Origin of the sequence: Serratia sp. Ser99, from assembly GCF_024519545.1 — a bacterium.
GTDB classification, from domain to species: Bacteria; Pseudomonadota; Gammaproteobacteria; order Enterobacterales; family Enterobacteriaceae; genus Serratia; species Serratia liquefaciens.
On record NZ_JALJRT010000002.1, the window covers coordinates 1 to 21,728 of the forward strand.

The window sequence follows — 21,728 nt, forward strand, 5'->3', positions numbered from 1 at the left end:
GTCTGTGACGGCAGATTTACAGTCTGCTCCCTTTGGCCGCTCGGGAACCCCACCATGGTATTCATGGCTTTACAAATTGTAGTTCCGGTTTTATCCGGAAGAAACCTGGCCGGTTTCCTTACTGCGTCTTCGCTCTTGGCAGAGAGAAGATGGTGGTGGGGGAAGGATTCGAACCTTCGAAGTCTGTGACGGCAGATTTACAGTCTGCTCCCTTTGGCCGCTCGGGAACCCCACCACTGGCCTTGCTTGCGAAACGTCTGTCTCGGTAAGCGGGGCGCATCATATCAAATGAAGCGCGCGTGTAAAGTATTGAAATGCAGAAAATGAATCGTTTGCCGATTTTTTACCCTTGGCGGTGCATCCCTGAACGAAAGGCACCGCTTTATTGAGCAATTACAGAATAACCGTCCGGTTGCCGTATACAAATACGCGCTGCGCCAACACGTGATAAAGCGCACGGCTAAGCGCGTTTTTCTCAACGTCACGTCCGGCTCGCATCATATCTTCGGCAGAGTAGGTGTGATCGACGTGGATCACGTCCTGCATGATGATCGGGCCTTCATCCAGATTATCGTTAACGTAGTGCGCCGTGGCGCCGATGATTTTAACGCCGCGCTCGTAAGCCTGATGATAAGGCCTTGCGCCGATAAAGGCCGGCAGGAAGGAGTGGTGAATATTGATCACCTGGTTCGGGTAGTGCTGTACGAATGCTGGCGTCAATACGCGCATATATTTGGCCAGTACCACGTAGTCCGGTTGGTATTGGTCGATCTGGGCCATCATTTTCTGATCGTGCTGATCGCGAGTCAGGCCTTCATGGCTGACCAGATGGAATGGGATGTCGAAACGTTCTACCAGCGTTTGCAGCGTATCGTGGTTGCCGATAACTGCCGCGATCTCCACGTCCAGGCCACCGTAGGCGCTTTTCATCAGCAGGTCGCCCAGGCAATGTGCTTCTTTGGTCACCAGCACGACAATGCGGCGGCGGCCGGAGTTATGCAGTTCACGAACCGAGCCTGCCGGCAGCGCGCTGTCGAGATCCGCCAACAACGTGGTGTCGTTGAAAATGCCTTCCAACTCGGTACGCATAAAGAAACGACCGGTGCGGTGATCGACGAACTCGTTGTTCTGAACAATGTTGAGCTCATGCTTGTAGCAAATATTGGTGATCTTGGCGATCAGGCCTTTGGCATCCGGGCAAATGGTGCGCAAAACTTTTCTTTGTACATTTTGGTGTGGCATGGGGATGAGGATCCTGTCTGATACGGTATGTCCTGTCTGCGCAGGCGAGAATTTTATCGCTTTCATTTTCAGGCCATCGCCTGAAATCTCTTGAGCACGGTGACTGCCGGCTAACGCCCGCAGCACTTTTTATATTTTTTTCCTGAGCCGCATGGGCAAATGGCATTTCTGCCAGGCTGAGGTTTGGTTCCGTCAATATAATACCAGCGTTGGCCAAGCTGAAGGAAGCGCGAGCGTTCGTGCATCGCCCTTTGCTCACCGGTGCTGCCGTCGATGAAGCGGGCAATGAACTCGACAAAACCTTCACTGGCCTCATGGCCGGGTTTTTCTTCCACCACCGTCAGGCCGAGCCATTCGGTGTCTTTGAAACTGTCGACGATGCCATTGCGCCATTCTGCCGCGTGGCAGTCGGGGTGCCAGGTAGCAATCAGATAATCCACGTTGTGTTTTACGTAAGCGCTAAAGCGCGAACGCATTAACTGTCCGGGGGTCGATGGCGTTTGGCTACCGTTGATGTAGGGCTCGCAGCATGCGCTATACTCCACTCCGCCGCCGCAGGGGCATAATTCGGACAAGGTGACTCCTAAAAAGGCCGGAACCTGAGGAACGGGCCGATGCCGAAAGAAATTTAGCGCATATGTTACCTAACATTATTCGATCGTGACAATCTACGCTGACAGCGTCATTGATACAATTCACCGGGCAAAAGGCGGAAACTATGCGAAAAATAAAGATTGGATTGGCATTGGGCGCGGGTTCGGCGAAAGGGTGGGCGCATATCGGCGTGATCAACGCGCTAAAGAAGTTGGGCGTTGAGGTCGATATAGTAGCCGGCTGCTCGGTGGGTGCCCTGGTGGGGGCCGCTTTTGCCAGCCATCGTTTACCTGCCATGGAAACCTGGGTGCGTTCGTTCAGCTATTGGGACGTGATCCGATTGATGGACTTGTCCTGGCAACGGGGCGGGCTGCTACGCGGTGAACGGGTTTTCAACGCGGTGGGACAATTGCTGAAGATCGATGATATCGCCGAGTGCTCACTCAAATTCGGCGCTGTGGCAACCAATCTCAGTACCGGGCGTGAGCTGTGGTTGACGGAAGGCGATATTCATCAGGCGGTGCGTGCGTCGTGCAGCATGCCGGGCCTGTTGGCACCTGTCTGGTTTGATGGCTATTGGCTGGTGGATGGCGCAGTGGTGAATCCTGTGCCTATTTCATTGACCCGTGCATTGGGCGCCGACATCGTCATTGCCGTCGATTTGCAGCATGATGCTCATTTAATGCAGCAGGACCTATTCTCGGTGCGCAATCACGATGTAGAGGCGCCGCAAGATCTTCCTGCGCGCAACTGGCGAGGGCGTTTAAGAGAACGAATCAGCAAAATGACGACCAGAAAGCCCAATTTCACCCCAACGGCGATGGAAATCATGGGGACGTCGATCCAGGTTCTGGAAAATCGCCTGAAACGTAACCGCATGGCCGGCGACCCGCCAGATGTGTTGATTCAGCCTTATTGCCCTCAGATTTCGACGCTGGATTTCCATCGCGCCGAGGAGGCGATTGCCGCTGGAAAACTGGCGGTGGAAAAACAGATCGATATGCTGTTGCCGTTGATAAAAAACAAATAACTACCGGTTTGCGGGGAAATACTCCACCGTTGGAAAAATTTCCGGCAAGCATAAATGGCCTTTTTGAGCCACTATTACACTATGGAAAGGGAAGAGGCACGGCTGATGGCATTACCATTGACTCACAAGCGCATTTTGGTGGTTGAGGACGAACTGGTTTTTCGTTCGGTGCTTGTTGGCTATTTGAAATCGTTGGGAGCAGAAACCAGTGAGGCGCCCAATGGTTTGCTGGCCTTGAGTCTGGTAGATGACGTTCACCCGGATTTAATCCTGTGCGATCTGGCGATGCCGGAAATGGACGGGATAGAGTTTGTCGAACATCTGCGCCTGCAGGGCGTACAAATTCCAGTGTTGGTAATATCGGCGACCGATAAAATGGCCGATATCGCCAAAATGCTCCGATTGGGTGTTCAGGACGTACTGTTAAAGCCGGTGACCGATCTGAACCGCCTGCGTGAAGCGGTGTTGGGCTGTCTGTATCCCAACATGTTCACATCCCCGGCGATTGAAGAAGTGGAGCTGTTACAGGACTGGGACGCGCTGAGTAAAAACCCCTCCGAAGCGGTGAAGCTACTCAAACAGTTACAGCCTCCAGTGCAGCAGACCGTTGCCCATTGCCGGATTAATTATCGGCAATTAACCACCGGTGAAAACCCCGGACTGGTACTGGATATTGCGGCTCTGTCGGATAAGGATCTGGCTTTCTATTGTCTGGATGTGACGCGTGCAGGGGATAATGGCGTATTGGCGGCGCTACTGTTGCGAGCTTTATTTAATGGGTTACTGCAAGATCATTTAGCGAATCAGCGTCAAAGGCTGCCGCAAATGAGCGCATTGTTAAAGCAAGTTAATCAATTATTACGCCAAGGCAAGTTGGAAGGGCAATTCCCACTGCTGGTGGGTTATTACCACGCCGAATATAAAAACCTGATTCTGGTCTCCGCCGGTTTGCATGCCAATGTGAATACCGGTGACAATCAAATTCAATTGAGCAACGGTGTGCCGCTCGGCACTCTGGGTGCCACCTACATGAATCAGATCAGCCAACACTGTGCCGCCTGGCAGTGCCAGGTTTGGGGTTCTGGCGGGCGACTGCGGTTGATGCTGAGTGCTGAATAAACCTACCGGGACTTATAGTATTTGAAATTTAGCTATTTGACGTACTTGGTTTCACTTTAAGTGACCCATTAGGTGATTGTCTTAATTTTTTTCTATATCGTGCTGCGATTAATGTCAGAGACACATAAGCTGGTATACTCCGGTGGTTTTGTATAGCAGATAAAGCTCATAAAATGAGCGCTATTAAGAGAGGAAATAATGCCTGCTGTAAATCGTAAAGTCAGAAAGGCTGTGATCCCGGTTGCAGGCTTGGGAACACGGATGTTACCGGCGACAAAAGCCATTCCAAAAGAAATGCTGCCGCTGGTCGACAAACCCTTGATCCAATATGTAGTCAACGAATGTATTGCGGCGGGGATTAACGAGATTGTGCTGGTTACCCATTCCTCCAAGAATTCGATCGAAAACCATTTCGATACCAGCTTTGAATTGGAAGCGATGCTTGAAAAGCGCGTTAAGCGTCAGTTGCTGGACGAAGTGCAATCCATTTGTCCGAAGGGCGTGACCGTGATGCAGGTACGTCAGGGCGTTGCCAAAGGGCTTGGGCATGCCATTATGTGTGCCTATCCGTTGGTGGGTGACGAGCCGGTGGCCGTGATTTTGCCTGACGTGATCCTTGATGAGTACAGCGCGGATCTTAAAAAAGACAACTTGCACGAAATGCTGCAGCGGTTTGAGCAAACCGGCATCAGCCAGATCATGGTTGAACCGGTTCCGCATAAAGATGTTGGTAATTACGGCGTGGCTGACTGCAAAGGCTATGAACTGCAGCCTGGCGAAAGTGCGCCAATGGTCAGCGTCGTCGAGAAGCCTTCTCCGGACGAAGCGCCTTCAAACCTGGCCATCGTTGGTCGCTATGTGCTTTCCGCCGACATTTGGCCACTGCTGTCGAAAACCCCTCCGGGCGCTGGCAATGAAATCCAGCTTACCGACAGCATCGAAATGCTGATGCAGCAAGAAACGGTAGAAGCCTATCATCTGAAAGGGATCAGCCATGATTGCGGCAATAAGCTCGGCTATATGCAAGCCTTTGTCGAATATGGCATGCGCCATCCTGGGCTGGGCAAAGATTTTACTCAGTGGTTGAATCAGCTGCTGACCGCGGATAAGCAGTGATTTTTTTATCTTTCACCTTAATTTGAAAAACTAGGATTTTCACATGAAAGTGACAGTTTTTGGTATTGGCTATGTTGGCCTGGTGCAGGCTGCGGTGTTGGCTGAGGTCGGTCACGACGTTATGTGCATTGATATAGACGAATGCAAAGTCGAAAACCTGAAGAAAGGGAATATCCCTATTTTTGAGCCAGGTTTAACGCCGCTGGTGCAACAAAACTATGAAGCCGGTCGTCTGCATTTTACTACCGATGCCAAGGCTGGGGTTGCGCATGGATCTATCCAGTTTATTGCTGTAGGTACGCCACCGGATGAGGACGGCTCTGCCGACCTGAAATATGTGACTGCCGTTGCGCGTACCATCGCGGAGCACATGACTGAACACAAGGTAGTGGTCGACAAGTCTACCGTGCCGGTCGGTACCGCAGACAAAGTGCGTCAGGTTATGGAAGAAACCTTGCAAAAGCGCGGCAGTAAAGTGCCTTTCGATGTGGTTTCTAACCCCGAGTTCCTGAAGGAAGGGGCAGCGGTAGCAGACTGCATGCGTCCTGAGCGCATCGTAATCGGCACCGATAACAAAGATGTGATCGAGCCTATTCGTGAACTGTACGAGCCGTTTAACCGCAATCACGATCGCATGATCATGATGGATATTCGCAGTGCAGAGTTGACCAAATATGCCGCCAACTGCATGCTGGCGACCAAAATCAGCTTTATGAACGAAATGTCCAACCTGGCCGAAATGCTGGGTGCGGATATTGAGAAAGTGCGCCAGGGTATCGGTTCAGACTCCCGTATTGGTTATCACTTTATCTATCCAGGCTGCGGCTACGGCGGCTCCTGTTTCCCGAAAGACGTTCAAGCGCTGATCCGCACTGCGGAACATATTGGCTACCAGCCAAAACTGTTGCAGGCCGTAGAGCAGGTTAACTATCAGCAGAAGTATAAGCTGACCAAATTTATCAAGCAGCATTTCGGTGAAGACCTGAAAGGCAAAACCTTTGCGCTATGGGGTTTGGCATTCAAACCGAATACCGACGATATGCGCGAAGCCTCCAGCCGGGTGTTGATGGAACAACTGTGGGAAGCGGGCGCTATCGTTCAGGCTTACGATCCTGAAGCGATGAATGAAGTGCAACGTATTTACGGTCAACGTGACGATCTGAAGCTGGTAGGAACCAAAGAAGCGGCGCTGCATGGCGCTGACGCGTTGGTTATCTGTACTGAGTGGCAGAACTTCCGTGCGCCGGACTTCGATGTGATTAAGGGCGCGCTGAAGCAACCGGTGATCTTTGATGGTCGCAACCTGTTTGATCCAGAACGCCTGGAAAGCCGAGGCTTCACTTATTATGCGATTGGACGCGGTGCGTCCATTCAGCCGGTTATTTAAGGGATACCTATGAAATTCCTGGTTACAGGCGCGGCAGGTTTTATTGGTTATCATACTGCTGAGCGTTTGTTGGCCGCCGGTCATCAGGTTGTCGGTATCGATAACCTGAATGATTATTACGATGTGGGCCTGAAAATGGCCCGTCTTGATCTGCTGGCGGATAAGCCAGCGTTCCAGTTTATTAAGCTGGATTTGGCCGATCGAGAGGGGATGGCGCAGTTATTCGCAGAGCACCAATTCCAACGAGTGATCCATCTGGGCGCGCAAGCTGGCGTGCGCTATTCGCTGGAGAATCCGTTGGCGTATGCGGACGCAAATCTTATCGGGCATTTAAACGTGCTGGAAGGCTGCCGACACAATAAAGTTGAGCATCTGTTATATGCTTCTTCCAGCTCGGTATATGGTCTGAATCGAAAGCTGCCGTTTGCGACTGAAGATTCGGTCGACCACCCGATATCATTGTATGCGGCAACCAAGAAAGCCAATGAGTTGATGTCGCACAGCTATTCTCACCTGTATGGTCTCCCAACCACCGGCCTGCGTTTCTTTACCGTCTATGGTCCGTGGGGGCGTCCAGATATGGCGCTGTTCAAATTCACCAAGGCCATATTGGCGGGTGACAGTATCGATGTATATAACCACGGTGAGATGCACCGTGACTTTACCTACATCGACGATATTGCCGAGTCTATTGTCCGCTTGCAGGCGGTTATTCCTCAGCCAAATGCTGACTGGACGGTAGAGCAGGGATCGCCAGCGACCAGTTCTGCTCCATACCATGTTTATAATATCGGCAATAGCAGCCCGGTGAAGCTGATGAAATATATCAGTGCACTGGAACAGGCGTTGGGGATTGAAGCGCGTAAAAATATGTTGCCTATGCAACCAGGCGACGTGTTGGATACCAGTGCCGATACTGCCGAGCTTTATCGCGTGATTGGATTTAAACCGGAAACCAGCGTTGAAGAAGGTGTGAAACGCTTTGTTGAATGGTATAAGTCGTTTTATAAAGCTCAGTAATTGAGCGATGCGGTAATGCTATAAGGGGCTCCGGCCCCTTTTTTTATGCCTTGTAAAAGAGAGGGGCGTGGTCGTTCGCCAACGGATAAACCGGGTCATCCATTAGGATTATTACGTAAAGGCTGATTGGCGCTCTAAAAAATCTGAAAAATAAGCATAACAAAAAGGCTCCCAAGGGAGCCTTTTTAACATGCAACGGAATGCTATTACAGCAGGAAATCGTCCAGAGATTTACCTTGCTCTTCGATAGCTTTCTTAATCACTGCTGGGGTACGGCCCTGGCCAGTCCAGGTTTTCAGTTCGCCGTTTTCGTCTTTATATTGGTATTTAGCCGGACGTGCTGCACGTTTAGCTTTACCTGCGGCTTTAGTTGCAGCCATAGTTTGCAGCAGTTCATTTGGATCAATACCGTCAGCAATCAGCATTTCACGATATTGTTGCAGTTTACGAGTGCGTTCTTCAACTTCTGCTTGAGCCTGGCTGTCTTCTTCGCGACGTTCGTTCACAACAACTTCCAGTTTTTCAAGCATCTCTTCCAGCGTTTCCAGGCTGCATTCTCTGGCCTGAGCGCGTAGAGTACGGATGTTGTTCAAAATCTTTAATGCTTCGCTCATTGTCCTAGTCTCAAATTATATTGGTGGGGGGCGTCTGGATAATAATAGAGTGCTCTTTTCTTTTCTGCAATAGCCAAATTGAAAGGAACACTCAAATTTACCTTTAAAAGACCTAATCGGAACTCTCTGGTTAATATAGGCGGGGGAGATAAGTATTACAACCTCCATTTTTAAGTCAAATTTTCAACAGCGGCGGTATGTTTACTATGCCAGAATGGCATTCATGGCTAAGTTATAATTGTGTTTTATATCAATATTACGCCGAATTCTGTGGGTTAAATCACGCGATTTGTCTGCCAACACTGTAAACAATAGGGGTATATCAGTAAAGGTAACGTCAAGAACTGTACCCTTGGCTGCTTTATGTCATTAAATACTCTGGTATGGAGGCCAAGTGGTGTTAATAGATATAATCTTGCGTCAGCCCGCTGTTGTGGGGCGCTTCACTTCATTGGCATAACCATTAATGCCGGACGCTAATCATTAGTAGTAATTAAATGTGACGACAGGCAGAAAGCATCTTGTAAATAGATGCAAAAGCTTAACGGGAGCAGACCGAAAAGTTTCATTTGAAAGTCTGGTATTGCTTTGTCCGCGGTATTGATTAATCCGAAGGTGTGAGCCGACGGGCGCCTTATGTTACACTTGGCTTCTGAATCAACCGCTGAATATTTCTTATACCATTGGAGTTGCTGGCCCATGGCTCAACTTTATTTTTATTACTCTGCTATGAATGCAGGGAAATCTACTGCGTTGTTGCAATCTTCATATAATTATCAAGAACGTGGTATGCGTACGCTGGTGTTTACCGCCGAAATAGATCACCGTTTTGGCGTGGGTAAGGTGAGTTCGCGGATCGGCCTGTCTTCCCAGGCACAGCTCTACAATAATGACTCTATGCTATTTGCGATGATTGCCCAGGAACATCAGCAGCAGCCTGTACATTGCGTTCTGCTCGATGAAAGCCAGTTCCTGACCAAACAGCAGGTTGAGCAATTGTGCGATGTTGTCGATCAGTTGGATATTCCGGTGTTGTGCTACGGTTTGCGTACTGATTTCCTGGGGGAACTATTTATTGGCAGTCAATATTTGCTGGCTTGGGCGGACAAACTGGTGGAGTTGAAAACCATTTGTCATTGCGGGCGTAAGGCGAATATGGTGCTGCGGCTCGATGAGAACGGGCAGGCGATGCATGCTGGCGAACAGGTGGTGATTGGCGGGAACGAAAGCTACGTCTCCGTCTGCCGTAAGCATTACAAAGAGGCTATACAGGCCTTGGAATGATTGCCCGAGCGCTACAGAGCACCTTCTGGCGCGTTTGGGGGCTATTGAACAGACATGGCGGCTTGACCAATGATTTCGTCGCATAAAAAAACCGCCTTTCGGCGGTTTTTTGTTGGCTCATTCAATGAACCGTTATTTTTTGGTCTTCTTTACCGTCTTGGCGACAACCGGTGCGGCCAGAACCTCTTCATCAACCGCTTCGCTGAATTTACGGCCGTAGAAGGTATCCAGCATGATTTGCTTGAGTTCAGCAATCAGCGGATAACGTGGGTTAGCACCGGTACATTGGTCGTCAAAGGCGTCTTCAGACAGTTTGTCTACTTTCGCCAGGAAATCGGCTTCCAGCACGCCGGCTTCGCGGATTGAAGCCGGGATGCCCAGTTCGGCCTTGATCTCGTCCAGCCAGGTCAGCAGCTTCTCGATTTTCTGTGCGGTACGGTCGCCCGGTGCGCTCAGGCCGAGATGGTCAGCGATTTCAGCGTAGCGGCGACGCGCTTGTGGGCGGTCGTACTGGCTGAAAGCCGTTTGCTTGGTCGGGTTGTCGTTCGCGTTATAGCGAATGACGTTGGAAATCAGCATGGCGTTGGCCAAGCCGTGTGGGATATGGAACTCGGAGCCCAGTTTGTGGGCCATTGAGTGGCAAACCCCGAGGAAGGCGTTGGCGAAAGCGATACCGGCGATGGTCGCAGCATTGTGCACGCGCTCACGGGCTACCGGGTTCTTGGCACCTTCTTTATAGCTGGCCGGCAGATACTCTTTCAGCAGTTTCAACGCTTGCAGCGCCTGACCGTCGGAGTATTCGTTCGCCAGGACTGAAACATAAGCTTCCAGCGCGTGAGTTACCGCATCCAGGCCACCGAAGGCGCACAGGGATTTCGGCATGTTCATGACCAGGTTGGCGTCAACGATCGCCATGTCTGGTGTCAATGCGTAATCTGCCAGTGGGTATTTCTGGCCGGTTACGTCGTCGGTCACTACCGCAAACGGTGTAACTTCTGAACCGGTACCTGAAGTGGTGGTGACGGCAATCATTTTTGCCTTCACGCCCATTTTCGGGAACTTGTAGATGCGTTTACGGATATCCATAAAGCGCAGCGCCAGGTCTTCGAAGTGGGTTTCAGGGTGTTCGTACAGCACCCACATGATCTTCGCAGCATCCATCGGTGAACCGCCGCCCAGCGCGATGATCACGTCTGGCTTGAAGGAGTTCATCTGTTCAGCGCCTTTACGCACGATGGACAGCGTTGGATCCGCTTCAACTTCAAAGAATACTTCTGTTTCAATGCCGTGCGATTTCAGAACGGAGGTGATCTGGTCTGCATAGCCGTTGTTGAACAGGTAGCGGTCGGTCACAATGAAGGCGCGTTTTGCCCCGTCGGTCGCTACTTCTTCCAGCGCGATTGGCAGTGAGCCACGGCGGAAGTAGATTGATTTCGGAAGTTTATGCCACAACATGTTTTCTGCTCGCTTCGCTACAGTTTTCTTGTTGATCAGGTGTTTTGGACCGACGTTTTCAGAGATGGAGTTACCGCCCCATGAACCGCAGCCCAGCGTCAGAGACGGAGCGAGTTTGAAGTTGTACAGGTCACCGATCCCACCCTGAGAAGCAGGGGTGTTGATCAGGATACGCGCGGTTTTCATCTTGTCGCCGAAGAAGGCTACGCGTTCCGGCTGGTTATCCTGGTCGGTGTACAGACAAGAGGTGTGACCGATACCGCCCATGGCGACCAGTTTTTCCGCTTTGCTGACGGCGTCTTCAAAGTCTTTGGCGCGATACATAGCCAGCGTTGGCGACAGTTTTTCGTGAGCGAAAGGTTCTGACTCATCGACCAGCTTCACTTCACCGATCAGCACTTTAGTGCTTGCCGGGACTTTGATGCCTGCCATTTCAGCGATTTTCGGTGCTGACTGACCGACGATAGCCGCATTGAGGCCACCGTTTTTCAGGATGATGTCCTGTACGGCCTTCAGCTCTTTACCCTGCAGCATGTAGCCGCCATGGGAAGCGAAACGTTCGCGCACTGCGTCATAGATGGAGTCAACCACGATGACGGATTGCTCAGAGGCGCAAATCACACCGCTGTCGAAGGTTTTAGACATCAGAATAGAGGCCACGACGCGTTTGATATCCGCCGTTTCGTCAACCACTACCGGGGTATTACCCGCACCCACGCCGATGGCCGGTTTGCCGGAGCTGTAGGCTGCTTTCACCATGCCTGGGCCACCGGTGGCCAGGATCAGGTTGATGTCAGGGTGGTGCATCAGCTGGTTGGAGAGTTCAACGGTAGGTTGATCGATCCAGCCGACGATGTCTTTTGGCGCACCGGCGGCAATCGCTGCCTGCAGCACGATATCGGCCGCTTTGTTGGTGGCGTTTTTCGCACGTGGGTGCGGAGAGAAAATGATACCGTTACGGGTTTTCAGGCTGATTAACGCTTTGAAAATGGCCGTGGAAGTTGGGTTGGTGGTGGGTACGATACCGCAAATCAGGCCGATAGGTTCGGCGATGGTGATGGTACCGAAAGTATCGTCTTCAGACAGGATACCGCAGGTTTTTTCATCTTTATAGGCGTTATAGATAAACTCTGATGCGAAGTGGTTCTTGATCACTTTATCTTCAACGATACCCATACCGGATTCTTCAACGGCCATTTTAGCCAGAGGAATACGGGCATCGGCAGCGGCGAGGGCAGCAGCGCGGAAAATTTTATCAACTTGCTCTTGAGTGAAGTTGGCATATTCGCGCTGGGCTTTTTTGACACGTGCAACTAGCTCGTTCAGTTCAGCGACATTTGTTACAGCCATAATGCTCTCCTGATAATGTTAAACTCTTTCAGTAAATCAGCCGTGCGAGCAACTAGTATAGACAGATCGGTGGAAAATGCTGTTTTAAAAACAAAGGTTTCCCATCTTTTTGTGCTGCATGTTGCTGATTTGCTTAAAGAGCTTTACCCGATGCTTCAGCAGGAGAAGACAGCGGGCCGAACAGAGATGCCACTTTTTCCTTAACCTGTTCTACTCCCTGACTACGACTAAGAGCTTAACTACTCTTGGGTAGTGATTATGTGATTTAAATCAAAAAAATCGCATGCTGACACCATTCAGCTATGGTTTTTGAGAATCATTCTTAATAACCGCGATGTCAGGCACTTTTTTCAACATAAAAAATCATAAACCGTACATTACGTTAACAATGGTGATTTGCTTTATCAGTACACGCATTAATAGATAAAAATCCTGCTGATGACCAATGGATAACCCGTGGCAATTCCATTACATTAGCGCGCGTAGGCAGTGTCACTTTTAAAGCTATTAAAGCGGAGTCATTTGTGGGCCAATCTCTGTTGGATTTTTCCGGCTACATTAAATTTTTTGTCGGCCTGTTTGCGCTGGTGAACCCGGTGGGCATTTTGCCGGTATTTATCAGCATGACCAGCTACCAGGCAGCTGCCGGGCGCAATAAAACCAACCTGACCGCCAATCTGTCGGTCGCCATTATCCTGTGGACCTCGCTATTTTTGGGGGAGGGGATTTTGCGCATGTTCGGCATCTCAATCGATTCCTTCCGCATTGCCGGCGGCATCCTGGTGGTTACCATTGCGATGTCGATGATCAGCGGCAAACTGGGGGAAGACAAACAGAACAAACAGGAAAAATCAGAAAGCGCGATCCGCGAAAGCATTGGCGTCGTGCCGCTGGCATTACCGCTTATGGCCGGACCGGGTGCGATCAGCTCCACCATCGTTTGGAGTTCCCGCTACCATAGCTGGCAGAACCTGTTGGGCTTTACTCTGGCTATCGCATTGTTTGCCTTTTGCTGTTGGCTGTTGTTCCGGGCTGCGCCTTTGTTGGTGCGTTTATTGGGGCAAACCGGCATTAACGTCATCACCCGAATCATGGGTTTGTTGCTGATGGCTTTAGGTATCGAATTTATCGTTACCGGTATTAAGGCCATATTCCCGGGACTGTTGTAATCCGGCGACTGAGTCGTGAATAGGGTGATTCGCGACTCAAATTAATTTTAAAAATTAAAATCAATTATTGGTTCGCATTAATATAGTGCGCAATATGAATGAATTTTATTCACTTGCACCAGGATGTGGCATAAATCTCAATTTGTTGCTCAATAAAAACGCTAAGCGTTGTTTTTACCCCTTATCCTCCCCAGTTTTTGCCCTTTTTCTGCCTCCTAACATCAAATCCGCTGTTAATTTAATCACATCATTCTGTAGGGCTTGTCTCGCTTTCATCCAGGTGTTATTAGTGATTAACCGCACATAAGCAGGTGTTTGTTCTTTGAACGGTCGGTTTGTTAACTGAATGTTTCTTTGTCTGTTTTGCCAGTTTGCTTCGTGCCGTCAGGATAAGGCTTGCTTTATTTTATCTGATTAAAATCAATTAGTTATGTTGTGTAACTGTCACCCTCGTCCGGGGGGTACAGATCGGGCTTGATGCAATAAAAGAGAATTGCTTAACATTTCTGTAAAAATTATTGGCTATGGAATTTGCCTTCTGCTAATTTCCGAGCAACTTTCTACGCGCAATTAACGCGATTGCGTCGTCAAAGTGGGAATGATTTTTGCTGGTGTCTGTTTATTTAGAATTCTTATAAATACTTCACGAATATCGATAAGCAATGCTTGTTGGTGAAAAGGAGCCTCGACCATGCAGCAAACCCGAAAGCGTACTCCATTGGCTATGTTCATTGCCGGCTTGCTGAGTATCAGCGCCGTATATTCTGCTCAGGCGGCCGACGTTCCGGCCGGAGTGCAATTGGCTCAGCAGCAGAACATCGTAATTAACAACGGCACGGAAGTGGCTTCGTTGGATCCGCATAAGGTCGAGGGGATACCGGAAAGTAATATTATTCTTAACCTGTTGGAAGGGCTGGTCAGCACCGATGCCAATGGGCATGTGGTACCGGCGGCGGCAGCCCAGTGGGAAAATCAGGATTTCAAAACCTGGACTTTCCACCTGCGTCCGGACGCGGTGTGGAGCGACGGCTCCCCGGTTACCGCACAGGACTTCGTTTATAGCTGGCAGCGCCTGGCCGATCCGAAAACCGGCTCGCCTTACGCCAGCTATCTGCAGTACGCCAAAATTGAAAATATCGACGACATCCTGACCGGCAAGAAAACGCCGCAAAGCCTGGGTATTAAAGCCATCGATGATAAAACGCTGCAGGTCACGCTGAGCGAACCGGTACCTTACTTCATTAGCATGCTGAGCCACACCTCGCTGAAGCCGGTAAAACGTTCGGTGATCGAGAAGTTTGGCGAGAAATGGACGCTGCCGGCGAACTATGTCGGCAATGGAGCCTATCGCCTGAAAGAGTGGGTGGTGAATGAGCGTATTGTGCTTGAACGCAGCCCGAGCTATTGGAACAACAAGAAAACGGTGATCGATAAGGCGACGTTCTTGCCGATCGCCTCCGAGGTCAGTGACGTTAACCGCTTCCGCAGTGGTGAAATTGATATCACCAACAGCGCCATCCCGCCGAACCTGTTCGCGAAGATGAAGAAAGAGGTCCCTGAGCAACTGCACGTTAACCCTTATCTGTGCACCTTTTATTACGAGATTAACAACCAGCGTGCGCCCTTTACCGATCCGCGAGTGCGCGCTGCCGTGAAACTTACGCTGGACCGCGACATTATCGCCAACAAAATCATGGGCCAGGGTCAGATCCCGGCGTTCAGTTTCACCCCAACCTTTACTGAGGGCGCCAAATTCACCGCGCCGGCGTGGGCGAGTTGGAGCCAGGAACAGCGCAATGCCGAGGCCAGGAAGCTGCTGGAGCAAGCCGGTTTCAGCGCCGCCAAACCGCTTAAGTTCACGCTGCTGTACAACACCTCCGACCAAAATAAGCAGCAGGCCATCGCCGCCGCTTCGATGTGGAAGAAAAACCTCGGCGCTGAGGTGACACTGCGCAATCAAGAATGGAAAACCTCGCTTGAAAGCCGCCATCAGGGGCAGTACGACATAGCGCGTGCCACCTGGTGCGGTGACTATAACGAGCCGAGCGCATTCCTCAATCTGGTGCTTTCCAACAGCAGCATCAACACCATTTTTTACAAGAGCCCGGCGTTTGACGCCCTGATTGCCGGCACGCTAAAAGCGCCGGACGAGGCTGCACGCGCCGCCCTTTATCAGCAGGCAGAAGCTCAGTTAGATAAAGATTCGGCGTTGATTCCGGTGTATTACCGCGTCAGCGCCCGCCTGATCAGACCGTCGGTGGGGGGCTTTACCGGTAAAGATCCGCTGGATTACACCGATGTGAAAAATCTGTACATCATCAAGCAGTAACGAGGGGTATTACGCCACGCCATCAGCGGTGGAGTAATACAGGGAAGGCCGCCTGCCGTATTCGTTCAGCGGCAGCCGGTATAACAAGGTCCGCTCACGGGCAACGCAGGCTCCACGATGAGCCTGTGATAATAAAAACTGGAGTATACACATGACCAACATCACGAAAAAAACCATCCTTGCGGCCGGCATTATTGCCGCGCTGGGTATCACAGCAACCGGAAGTGCTTTTGCGGCCGACGTGCCGGCGGGCGTGCAACTGGCGGACAAACAAGAGATCGTTAAGAACAACGGTTCGGAAGTGCAATCGCTCGACCCGCATAAAATCGAAGGCGTGCCTGAAAACAACGTAACGCGCGATCTGATGGAAGGTCTGGCCAACAACGGCCTGGATGGTTCCATTGTCCCGGGCGTAGCGGAAAGCTGGGATAACAAAGATTTTAAAGTCTGGACCTTCCATCTGCGTAAAGACGCAAAATGGTCGAACGGCAAGCCGGTCACGGCGCAAGATTTCGTGTATAGCTGGCAGCGCGTGGTGGATCCGAAAACCGCGTCACCTTATGCCAGCTACCTGCAATATGCCCACGTAGAAAACGTGGATGACGTCATCGCCGGCAAGAAAGATAAGTCTACCCTGGGCGTGAAAGCCATTGATGACCACACCTTCCAGGTGACCCTGACCGAGCCGGTGCCATACCTGGTTGAAATGACGCCGCACTATGCGATGAAGCCCGTATATAAAGAAGCCGTCGAGAAGTTTGGCGAGAAGTGGACCTTACCGGCCAACTACGTCAGCAACGGCGCTTACAAACTGAAAGATTGGGTGGTTAACGAACGTATTGTGCTGGAACGTAACCCGGAATATTGGGATAACGCGAAAACCATCATCAACAAAGTGACCTTCCTGCCAATTTCTTCGGAAGTGACCGACGTTAACCGTTACCGCACCGGCGAAATCGACATGACCTATAACAACATGCCGATCGAACTGTTCCAGAAGTTGAAAAAAGAGATCCCGAAAGAGGTTCACGTAGATCCTTATCTGTGTACCTACTACTACGAAATCAACAACCAGAAAGCGCCATTTACCGACGCACGCGTGCGTGAAGCGCTGAAATTGGGTCTGGATCGCGACATCATCACCAATAAAGTGAAAAACCAGGGCGATCTGCCGGCTTACAGCTTCACACCGCCATACACCGACGGCGCCAAACTGACTCCGCCTGAGTGGTTCAGCTGGACGCAAGAAAAACGCAATGAAGTGGCGAAAAAGCTGCTGGCCGATGCAGGCTATGGCCCAGGCAAACCGCTGACCTTCTCCCTGTTGTACAACACTTCAGATCTGCATAAGAAGCTGGCGATTGCCGCAGCCTCCATCTGGAAGAAAAACCTGGGTGTGGATGTGAAGTTGGTGAACCAGGAGTGGAAAACCTTCCTGGATACCCGCCATCAGGGGACCTACGACGTTGCGCGTGCCGGCTGGTGTGCAGACTACAACGAACCTAGCTCGTTCCTGAACATGATGCTGTCTGACAGCAGCAGTAACACCCCGCACTATAAGAGCGCCGAATTCGATAAGCTGATGGCCAATGTGCTGACGGCGAAAACCAAAGAAGAACGTGCCGAGCTGTATCAGAAAGCCGAAGTTCAGCTGGATAAAGATTCTGCCATCGTTCCGGTTTATTACTACGTGAATGCCCGTCTGGTGAAACCTTATGTTGGGGGTTACACCGGTAAAGACCCGCTTGATAACGTGTACGATAAAAACCTGTACATCATCAAGCATTGATACGGTAAGTGCCGGCGGTGTTAACCGCCGGCCCATGTTGTGAATAATAAGCCGTTATCAGGCTGCAACACAGGGTTAGGGCAATGCTTAAATTTATATTTCGTCGCTTATTGGAAGCGATCCCGACGCTATTTATTCTGATCACCATCTCCTTCTTTATGATGCGCCTGGCGCCCGGCAGTCCATTTACCGGCGAACGCGCGTTGCCGCCGGAAGTGATGGCCAACATCGAAGCCAAATATCATTTGAACGATCCTATCTGGAAACAGTACGGCCATTATCTGGCCCAGCTGTCGCAGGGCGATTTTGGCCCTTCATTCAAATATAAAGATTATTCGGTCAACGATCTGGTGGCTGCTTCATTCCCGGTCTCTGCCAAACTGGGCCTGGCCGCATTTTTGCTGGCGGTGATCCTGGGGGTTAGCGCCGGTGTGGTGGCTGCGCTGAATCAAAATACCAAATGGGACTATACGGTGATGGGTTTTGCCATGACCGGGGTGGTGATCCCCAGTTTCGTGGTGGCGCCGTTACTGGTACTGATCTTTGCCATCACGCTGAAATGGCTGCCGGGTGGGGGCTGGAATGGCGGGGCACCGAAATTTATCATCTTGCCAATGGTGGCGCTGTCGTTGGCCTATATCGCCAGTATCGCCCGTATCACGCGTGGCTCGATGATTGAAGTGCTGCATTCAAACTTTATCCGTACCGCGCGCGCCAAGGGTTTGCCTATGCGCCGCATTATATTGCGCCATGCGTTAAAGCCTGCGTTATTGCCCGTGCTTTCCTATATGGGTCCGGCGTTTGTCGGCATCATCACGGGGTCAATGGTTATCGAAACCATTTACGGCCTGCCGGGTATCGGCCAGCTGTTTGTTAACGGCGCGCTTAACCGCGACTACTCTTTGGTATTGAGTCTGACCATTCTGGTTGGCGCTCTGACTATCCTGTTTAACGCGATCGTGGACGTGCTGTACGCCGTTATCGATCCAAAAATTCGTTATTAAGCTGGAGCACGCAAATGATGTTGACGAAAAAGAACAGCGAGGCTCTGGAGAACTTCAGCGAGAAGCTCGAAGTGGAAGGACGCAGCCTGTGGCAGGATGCCCGTCGCCGCTTTGTGCACAACCGGGCGGCGCTCAGCAGCCTGTTCGTATTGGCTTTGATTACTCTGTTTGTGATTGCGGCGCCGTGGCTGTCGCAGTTTGCCTACGACGATACCGATTGGGCGATGATGTCGGCCGCGCCAAGTCTCGAATCGGCTCACTACTTCGGTACGGACTCGTCGGGGCGCGATCTGCTGGTGCGCGTGGCAATTGGCGGGCGTATCTCGCTGATGGTTGGCGTGTCGGCTGCGCTGGTGGCGGTGATTGTCGGCACTCTGTACGGCGCAATGTCGGGTTACCTGGGCGGTAAAATCGACTCGGTGATGATGCGTCTGCTGGAGATCCTCAACTCCTTCCCGTTCATGTTCTTCGTGATCCTGCTGGTGACCTTCTTCGGGCAGAATATCCTGCTGATCTTTGTCGCTATCGGCATGGTGTCGTGGCTGGATATGGCGCGTATCGTGCGTGGCCAAACTCTGAGCCTGAAGCGTAAAGAATTTATCGAAGCAGCGTTGGTGTGTGGGGTTTCGAGCCGCAACATCGTGCTGCGCCATATCGTGCCGAACGTGCTGGGTGTGGTGGTGGTTTACGCCTCACTGCTGGTACCGAGCATGATCTTGTTCGAATCTTTCCTCAGCTTCCTGGGGCTGGGTACGCAAGAGCCGTTAAGCAGCTGGGGTGCATTGCTGAGCGATGGCGCCAACTCGATGGAAGTTTCACCGTGGTTGCTGCTGTTCCCGGCGGGTTTCCTGGTTGTCACTCTGTTTTGTTTCAACTTTATCGGCGATGGCCTGCGTGACGCCCTCGACCCGAAAGATCGTTAAGGAGTGCAATCATGAGCACCATTGAAAATCCGCAGTTGCAAACCGCCGGCAGCGTGAAGTCGTCGCTGTTGCTGGATGTAAAAGATCTGCGCGTGACCTTCGGCACCCCGGACGGTGACGTGACGGCAGTGAACGATCTGAATTTTGATCTGCGCGCCGGTGAAACGCTGGGTATCGTGGGCGAATCCGGTTCCGGCAAATCCCAGACCGCCTTCGCGTTGATGGGACTGCTGGCCAGCAATGGCCGCATTGGCGGTTCGGCCAAATTTAACGGTCGTGAAATCCTCAACCTGCCGGAAAAACAGCTCAACAAGCTGCGGGCAGAAGAAATTTCGATGATTTTCCAAGACCCGATGACCTCGCTCAACCCTTATATGCGCGTTGGTGAGCAGCTGATGGAAGTGCTGATGCTGCATAAAAACATGAGCAAAAGCGAAGCTTTCGAAGAGTCGGTTCGCATGTTAGATGCGGTCAAAATGCCGGAAGCGCGCAAGCGCATGCGCATGTACCCGCATGAGTTTTCCGGTGGCATGCGCCAGCGCGTGATGATCGCCATGGCACTGCTGTGCCGGCCCAAGCTGCTGATTGCCGATGAGCCGACCACCGCATTGGATGTGACGGTGCAGGCGCAGATCATGACGCTGCTGAACGAGCTGAAGCGCGAGTTCAATACCGCGATCATCATGATCACCCACGACCTGGGCGTTGTGGCCGGTATCTGTAATAAGGTCTTGGTGATGTATGCCGGGCGTACCATGGAATACGGTAGCGCACGGGATGTGTTCTATCACCCGAGCCATCCTTATTCCATTGGTTTGCTGAATGCGGTACCGCGTCTTGACGCCGAAGGCGAAGCGCTGATGACCATTCCCGGCAACCCGCCGAACCTGCTGCGCCTGCCGAAGGGCTGTCCGTTCCAACCGCGTTGTGCGTACGCGATGGCGCAATGTTCGAGCGCTCCGCCATTGGAGCAGTTTGGTGAAGGGCGCCTGCGCGCCTGCTTTAAACCGGTGGAGGCGTTGGTATGACTGCGGTAACCGACAAGAAAGTGCTGCTCGAAGTGGCCGATTTGAAAGTGCACTTCGACATTCATGATGACAAACAGTGGTTCTGGCAGCCGCCAAAAACGCTCAAGGCCGTTGATGGCGTGACGCTGCGCCTGTTCGAAGGCGAAACCCTGGGCGTGGTGGGCGAGTCCGGCTGTGGCAAATCGACGTTCGCCCGCGCCATTATCGGCCTGGTGAAGGCTACCAGCGGCCGCGTGGCCTGGTTGGGGAAAGACCTGCTTGGCATGAGTGACGTCGACTGGCGCAAAACCCGCAGTGATATCCAGATGATCTTCCAGGATCCACTGGCTTCGCTGAACCCACGCATGACCATCGGTGAAATTATCGCGGAACCGCTGCGTACCTATTACCCAAAAATGCCGCGTCAGGAAGTGAAAGACAAGGTAAAGGCGATGATGCTGAAGGTTGGTCTGTTGCCTAACCTGATCAACCGCTATCCGCACGAGTTCTCTGGCGGTCAGTGCCAACGTATCGGGATTGCACGCGCCTTGATCCTCGAACCTAAGTTGGTGATCTGCGATGAGCCGGTCTCGGCGTTAGACGTGTCGATTCAGGCGCAGGTGGTGAACCTGCTGCAGCAACTGCAGCGTGAAATGGGCCTGTCACTGATCTTTATCGCCCACGATCTGGCGGTGGTCAAACACATCTCCGACCGTGTGTTGGTGATGTATCTGGGCCATGCGGTGGAGCTGGGTACGTATGATGAGGTGTACCACAATCCACAGCATCCTTACACCAAGGCGTTGATGTCGGCGGTGCCGATCCCAGATCCGGACAAGGAGAAGGAAAAGCAGATCCAGTTACTGGAAGGGGAACTGCCTTCGCCGATCAACCCGCCATCTGGCTGCGTGTTCCGCACCCGCTGCCCGATCGCCGGGCCGGAATGTGCCAAGACGCGTCCGCTGCTGGAAGGCAGCTTCCGCCATGCCGTGTCCTGTCTGAAGGTCGATCCGCTGTAAACGGCCATTTCATTCCATTTTGTTGCCTGAAGGGTTCATGTTTGCATGAACCCTTTTTTTATGGCATTCCCGCCACAAGGTAAAACCAACAAAAACCACAAATAACTCACGCGGCTAAAAATGAAGTTCATCGTATTTATTTAAAATAATAAATAAAATTCAATGGGTAATTCTATTTTTCTATGATTTTCGCTGTCCCCTTTGCGATTTTAAAGTGTGGTTTTGATGTTGTAATGGTGTGGTTTATGTGGTTTTATTATCACATGTTTCGTGGTGA

The 21,728-nt window shown here is 51.5% G+C and carries 17 protein-coding genes and 1 tRNA gene; 13 read left to right on the forward strand and 5 right to left on the reverse strand.

Going from position 1 to position 21,728, the window contains the following annotated elements; all coding sequences use genetic code 11:
• Positions 1–150 precede the first annotated feature (150 nt).
• The 3 genes from NR114_RS04155 to NR114_RS04165 form a co-directional block, all read right to left on the reverse strand.
• Positions 151–235 (reverse strand) — tRNA-Tyr (locus tag NR114_RS04155).
• A gap of 158 nt (positions 236–393) precedes the next feature.
• The gene (gene purU / locus NR114_RS04160; protein WP_020827197.1) at positions 394–1,242 is read right to left on the reverse strand and encodes a formyltetrahydrofolate deformylase; all 849 of its coding nucleotides are present in this window, start codon (positions 1,240–1,242) and stop codon (positions 394–396) included.
• Positions 1,243–1,352: 110 nt separating this feature from the next.
• Positions 1,353–1,817, reverse strand: coding sequence for a YchJ family protein (locus NR114_RS04165; RefSeq protein WP_046373374.1), 465 nt, complete (start codon positions 1,815–1,817; stop codon positions 1,353–1,355).
• Between the two features lie 143 nt (positions 1,818–1,960).
• Between NR114_RS04165 and rssA the strand changes: the two genes are divergently transcribed.
• The 5 genes from rssA (at position 1,961) to NR114_RS04190 (ending at position 7,508) form a co-directional block, all read left to right on the forward strand.
• Positions 1,961–2,866, forward strand: coding sequence for a patatin-like phospholipase RssA (gene rssA, locus NR114_RS04170; protein WP_020827195.1), 906 nt, complete (start codon positions 1,961–1,963; stop codon positions 2,864–2,866).
• A 105-nt stretch (positions 2,867–2,971) separates the two neighbouring features.
• Positions 2,972–3,985 carry a two-component system response regulator RssB gene (gene rssB, locus NR114_RS04175; protein ID WP_041415428.1) on the forward strand — a complete coding sequence of 338 codons (1,014 nt, stop codon included), beginning with the start codon at positions 2,972–2,974 and terminating at the stop codon, positions 3,983–3,985.
• Positions 3,986–4,183: 198 nt separating this feature from the next.
• Positions 4,184–5,101 carry a UTP--glucose-1-phosphate uridylyltransferase GalU gene (galU, locus tag NR114_RS04180; RefSeq protein ID WP_116690337.1) on the forward strand — a complete coding sequence of 306 codons (918 nt, stop codon included), beginning with the start codon at positions 4,184–4,186 and terminating at the stop codon, positions 5,099–5,101.
• A gap of 43 nt (positions 5,102–5,144) precedes the next feature.
• Positions 5,145–6,488: a UDP-glucose/GDP-mannose dehydrogenase family protein gene (locus NR114_RS04185; protein WP_197821031.1), complete on the forward strand. Its 1,344-nt coding sequence runs from the start codon at positions 5,145–5,147 to the stop codon at positions 6,486–6,488.
• A gap of 9 nt (positions 6,489–6,497) precedes the next feature.
• Positions 6,498–7,508, forward strand: a complete 1,011-nt coding sequence (locus tag NR114_RS04190) for an NAD-dependent epimerase (protein WP_149573157.1) — start codon at positions 6,498–6,500, stop codon at positions 7,506–7,508.
• A gap of 206 nt (positions 7,509–7,714) precedes the next feature.
• Here the strand turns inward: NR114_RS04190 and hns are convergent, their stop codons facing one another.
• A complete protein-coding gene (hns, locus tag NR114_RS04195) occupies positions 7,715–8,122 on the reverse strand; it encodes a histone-like nucleoid-structuring protein H-NS (RefSeq protein ID WP_006321188.1) in 408 nt (135 codons plus the stop codon).
• A gap of 699 nt (positions 8,123–8,821) precedes the next feature.
• On the opposite strand from hns, the gene NR114_RS04200 reads away from it, so the two are divergent.
• Positions 8,822–9,406: a thymidine kinase gene (locus tag NR114_RS04200; protein ID WP_020827190.1), complete on the forward strand. Its 585-nt coding sequence runs from the start codon at positions 8,822–8,824 to the stop codon at positions 9,404–9,406.
• 132 nt (positions 9,407–9,538) lie between these two features.
• Here NR114_RS04200 and adhE read toward each other — a convergent pair whose 3' ends face one another.
• Positions 9,539–12,211 carry a bifunctional acetaldehyde-CoA/alcohol dehydrogenase gene (gene adhE, locus NR114_RS04205; protein WP_256813627.1) on the reverse strand — a complete coding sequence of 891 codons (2,673 nt, stop codon included), beginning with the start codon at positions 12,209–12,211 and terminating at the stop codon, positions 9,539–9,541.
• Between the two features lie 524 nt (positions 12,212–12,735).
• Here adhE and NR114_RS04210 point away from each other — a divergent pair.
• The 7 genes from NR114_RS04210 to oppF all read left to right on the forward strand — a co-directional run bounded on the left by NR114_RS04210 (position 12,736) and on the right by oppF (position 21,451).
• Complete coding sequence (locus NR114_RS04210; protein WP_020827188.1) at positions 12,736–13,380, forward strand: YchE family NAAT transporter; 645 nt, start codon at positions 12,736–12,738, stop codon at positions 13,378–13,380.
• A 691-nt stretch (positions 13,381–14,071) separates the two neighbouring features.
• Positions 14,072–15,709: an ABC transporter substrate-binding protein gene (locus NR114_RS04215; protein WP_256813628.1), complete on the forward strand. Its 1,638-nt coding sequence runs from the start codon at positions 14,072–14,074 to the stop codon at positions 15,707–15,709.
• Positions 15,710–15,860: 151 nt separating this feature from the next.
• Positions 15,861–17,498, forward strand: a complete 1,638-nt coding sequence (oppA, locus tag NR114_RS04220) for an oligopeptide ABC transporter substrate-binding protein OppA (protein WP_020827186.1) — start codon at positions 15,861–15,863, stop codon at positions 17,496–17,498.
• 83 nt (positions 17,499–17,581) lie between these two features.
• Complete coding sequence (gene oppB / locus NR114_RS04225) at positions 17,582–18,502, forward strand: oligopeptide ABC transporter permease OppB (RefSeq protein ID WP_020827185.1); 921 nt, start codon at positions 17,582–17,584, stop codon at positions 18,500–18,502.
• Between the two features lie 14 nt (positions 18,503–18,516).
• Positions 18,517–19,425: an oligopeptide ABC transporter permease OppC gene (oppC, locus tag NR114_RS04230; protein WP_020827184.1), complete on the forward strand. Its 909-nt coding sequence runs from the start codon at positions 18,517–18,519 to the stop codon at positions 19,423–19,425.
• 11 nt (positions 19,426–19,436) lie between these two features.
• On the forward strand, positions 19,437–20,453 hold the full coding sequence (locus NR114_RS04235; RefSeq protein WP_020827183.1) for an ABC transporter ATP-binding protein: 1,017 nt from the start codon (positions 19,437–19,439) through the stop codon (positions 20,451–20,453).
• Positions 20,450–21,451, forward strand: coding sequence for a murein tripeptide/oligopeptide ABC transporter ATP binding protein OppF (gene oppF / locus NR114_RS04240; protein ID WP_020827182.1), 1,002 nt, complete (start codon positions 20,450–20,452; stop codon positions 21,449–21,451). Before NR114_RS04235 ends, oppF begins: the two co-directional genes overlap by 4 nt.
• Positions 21,452–21,728 lie beyond the last annotated feature (277 nt).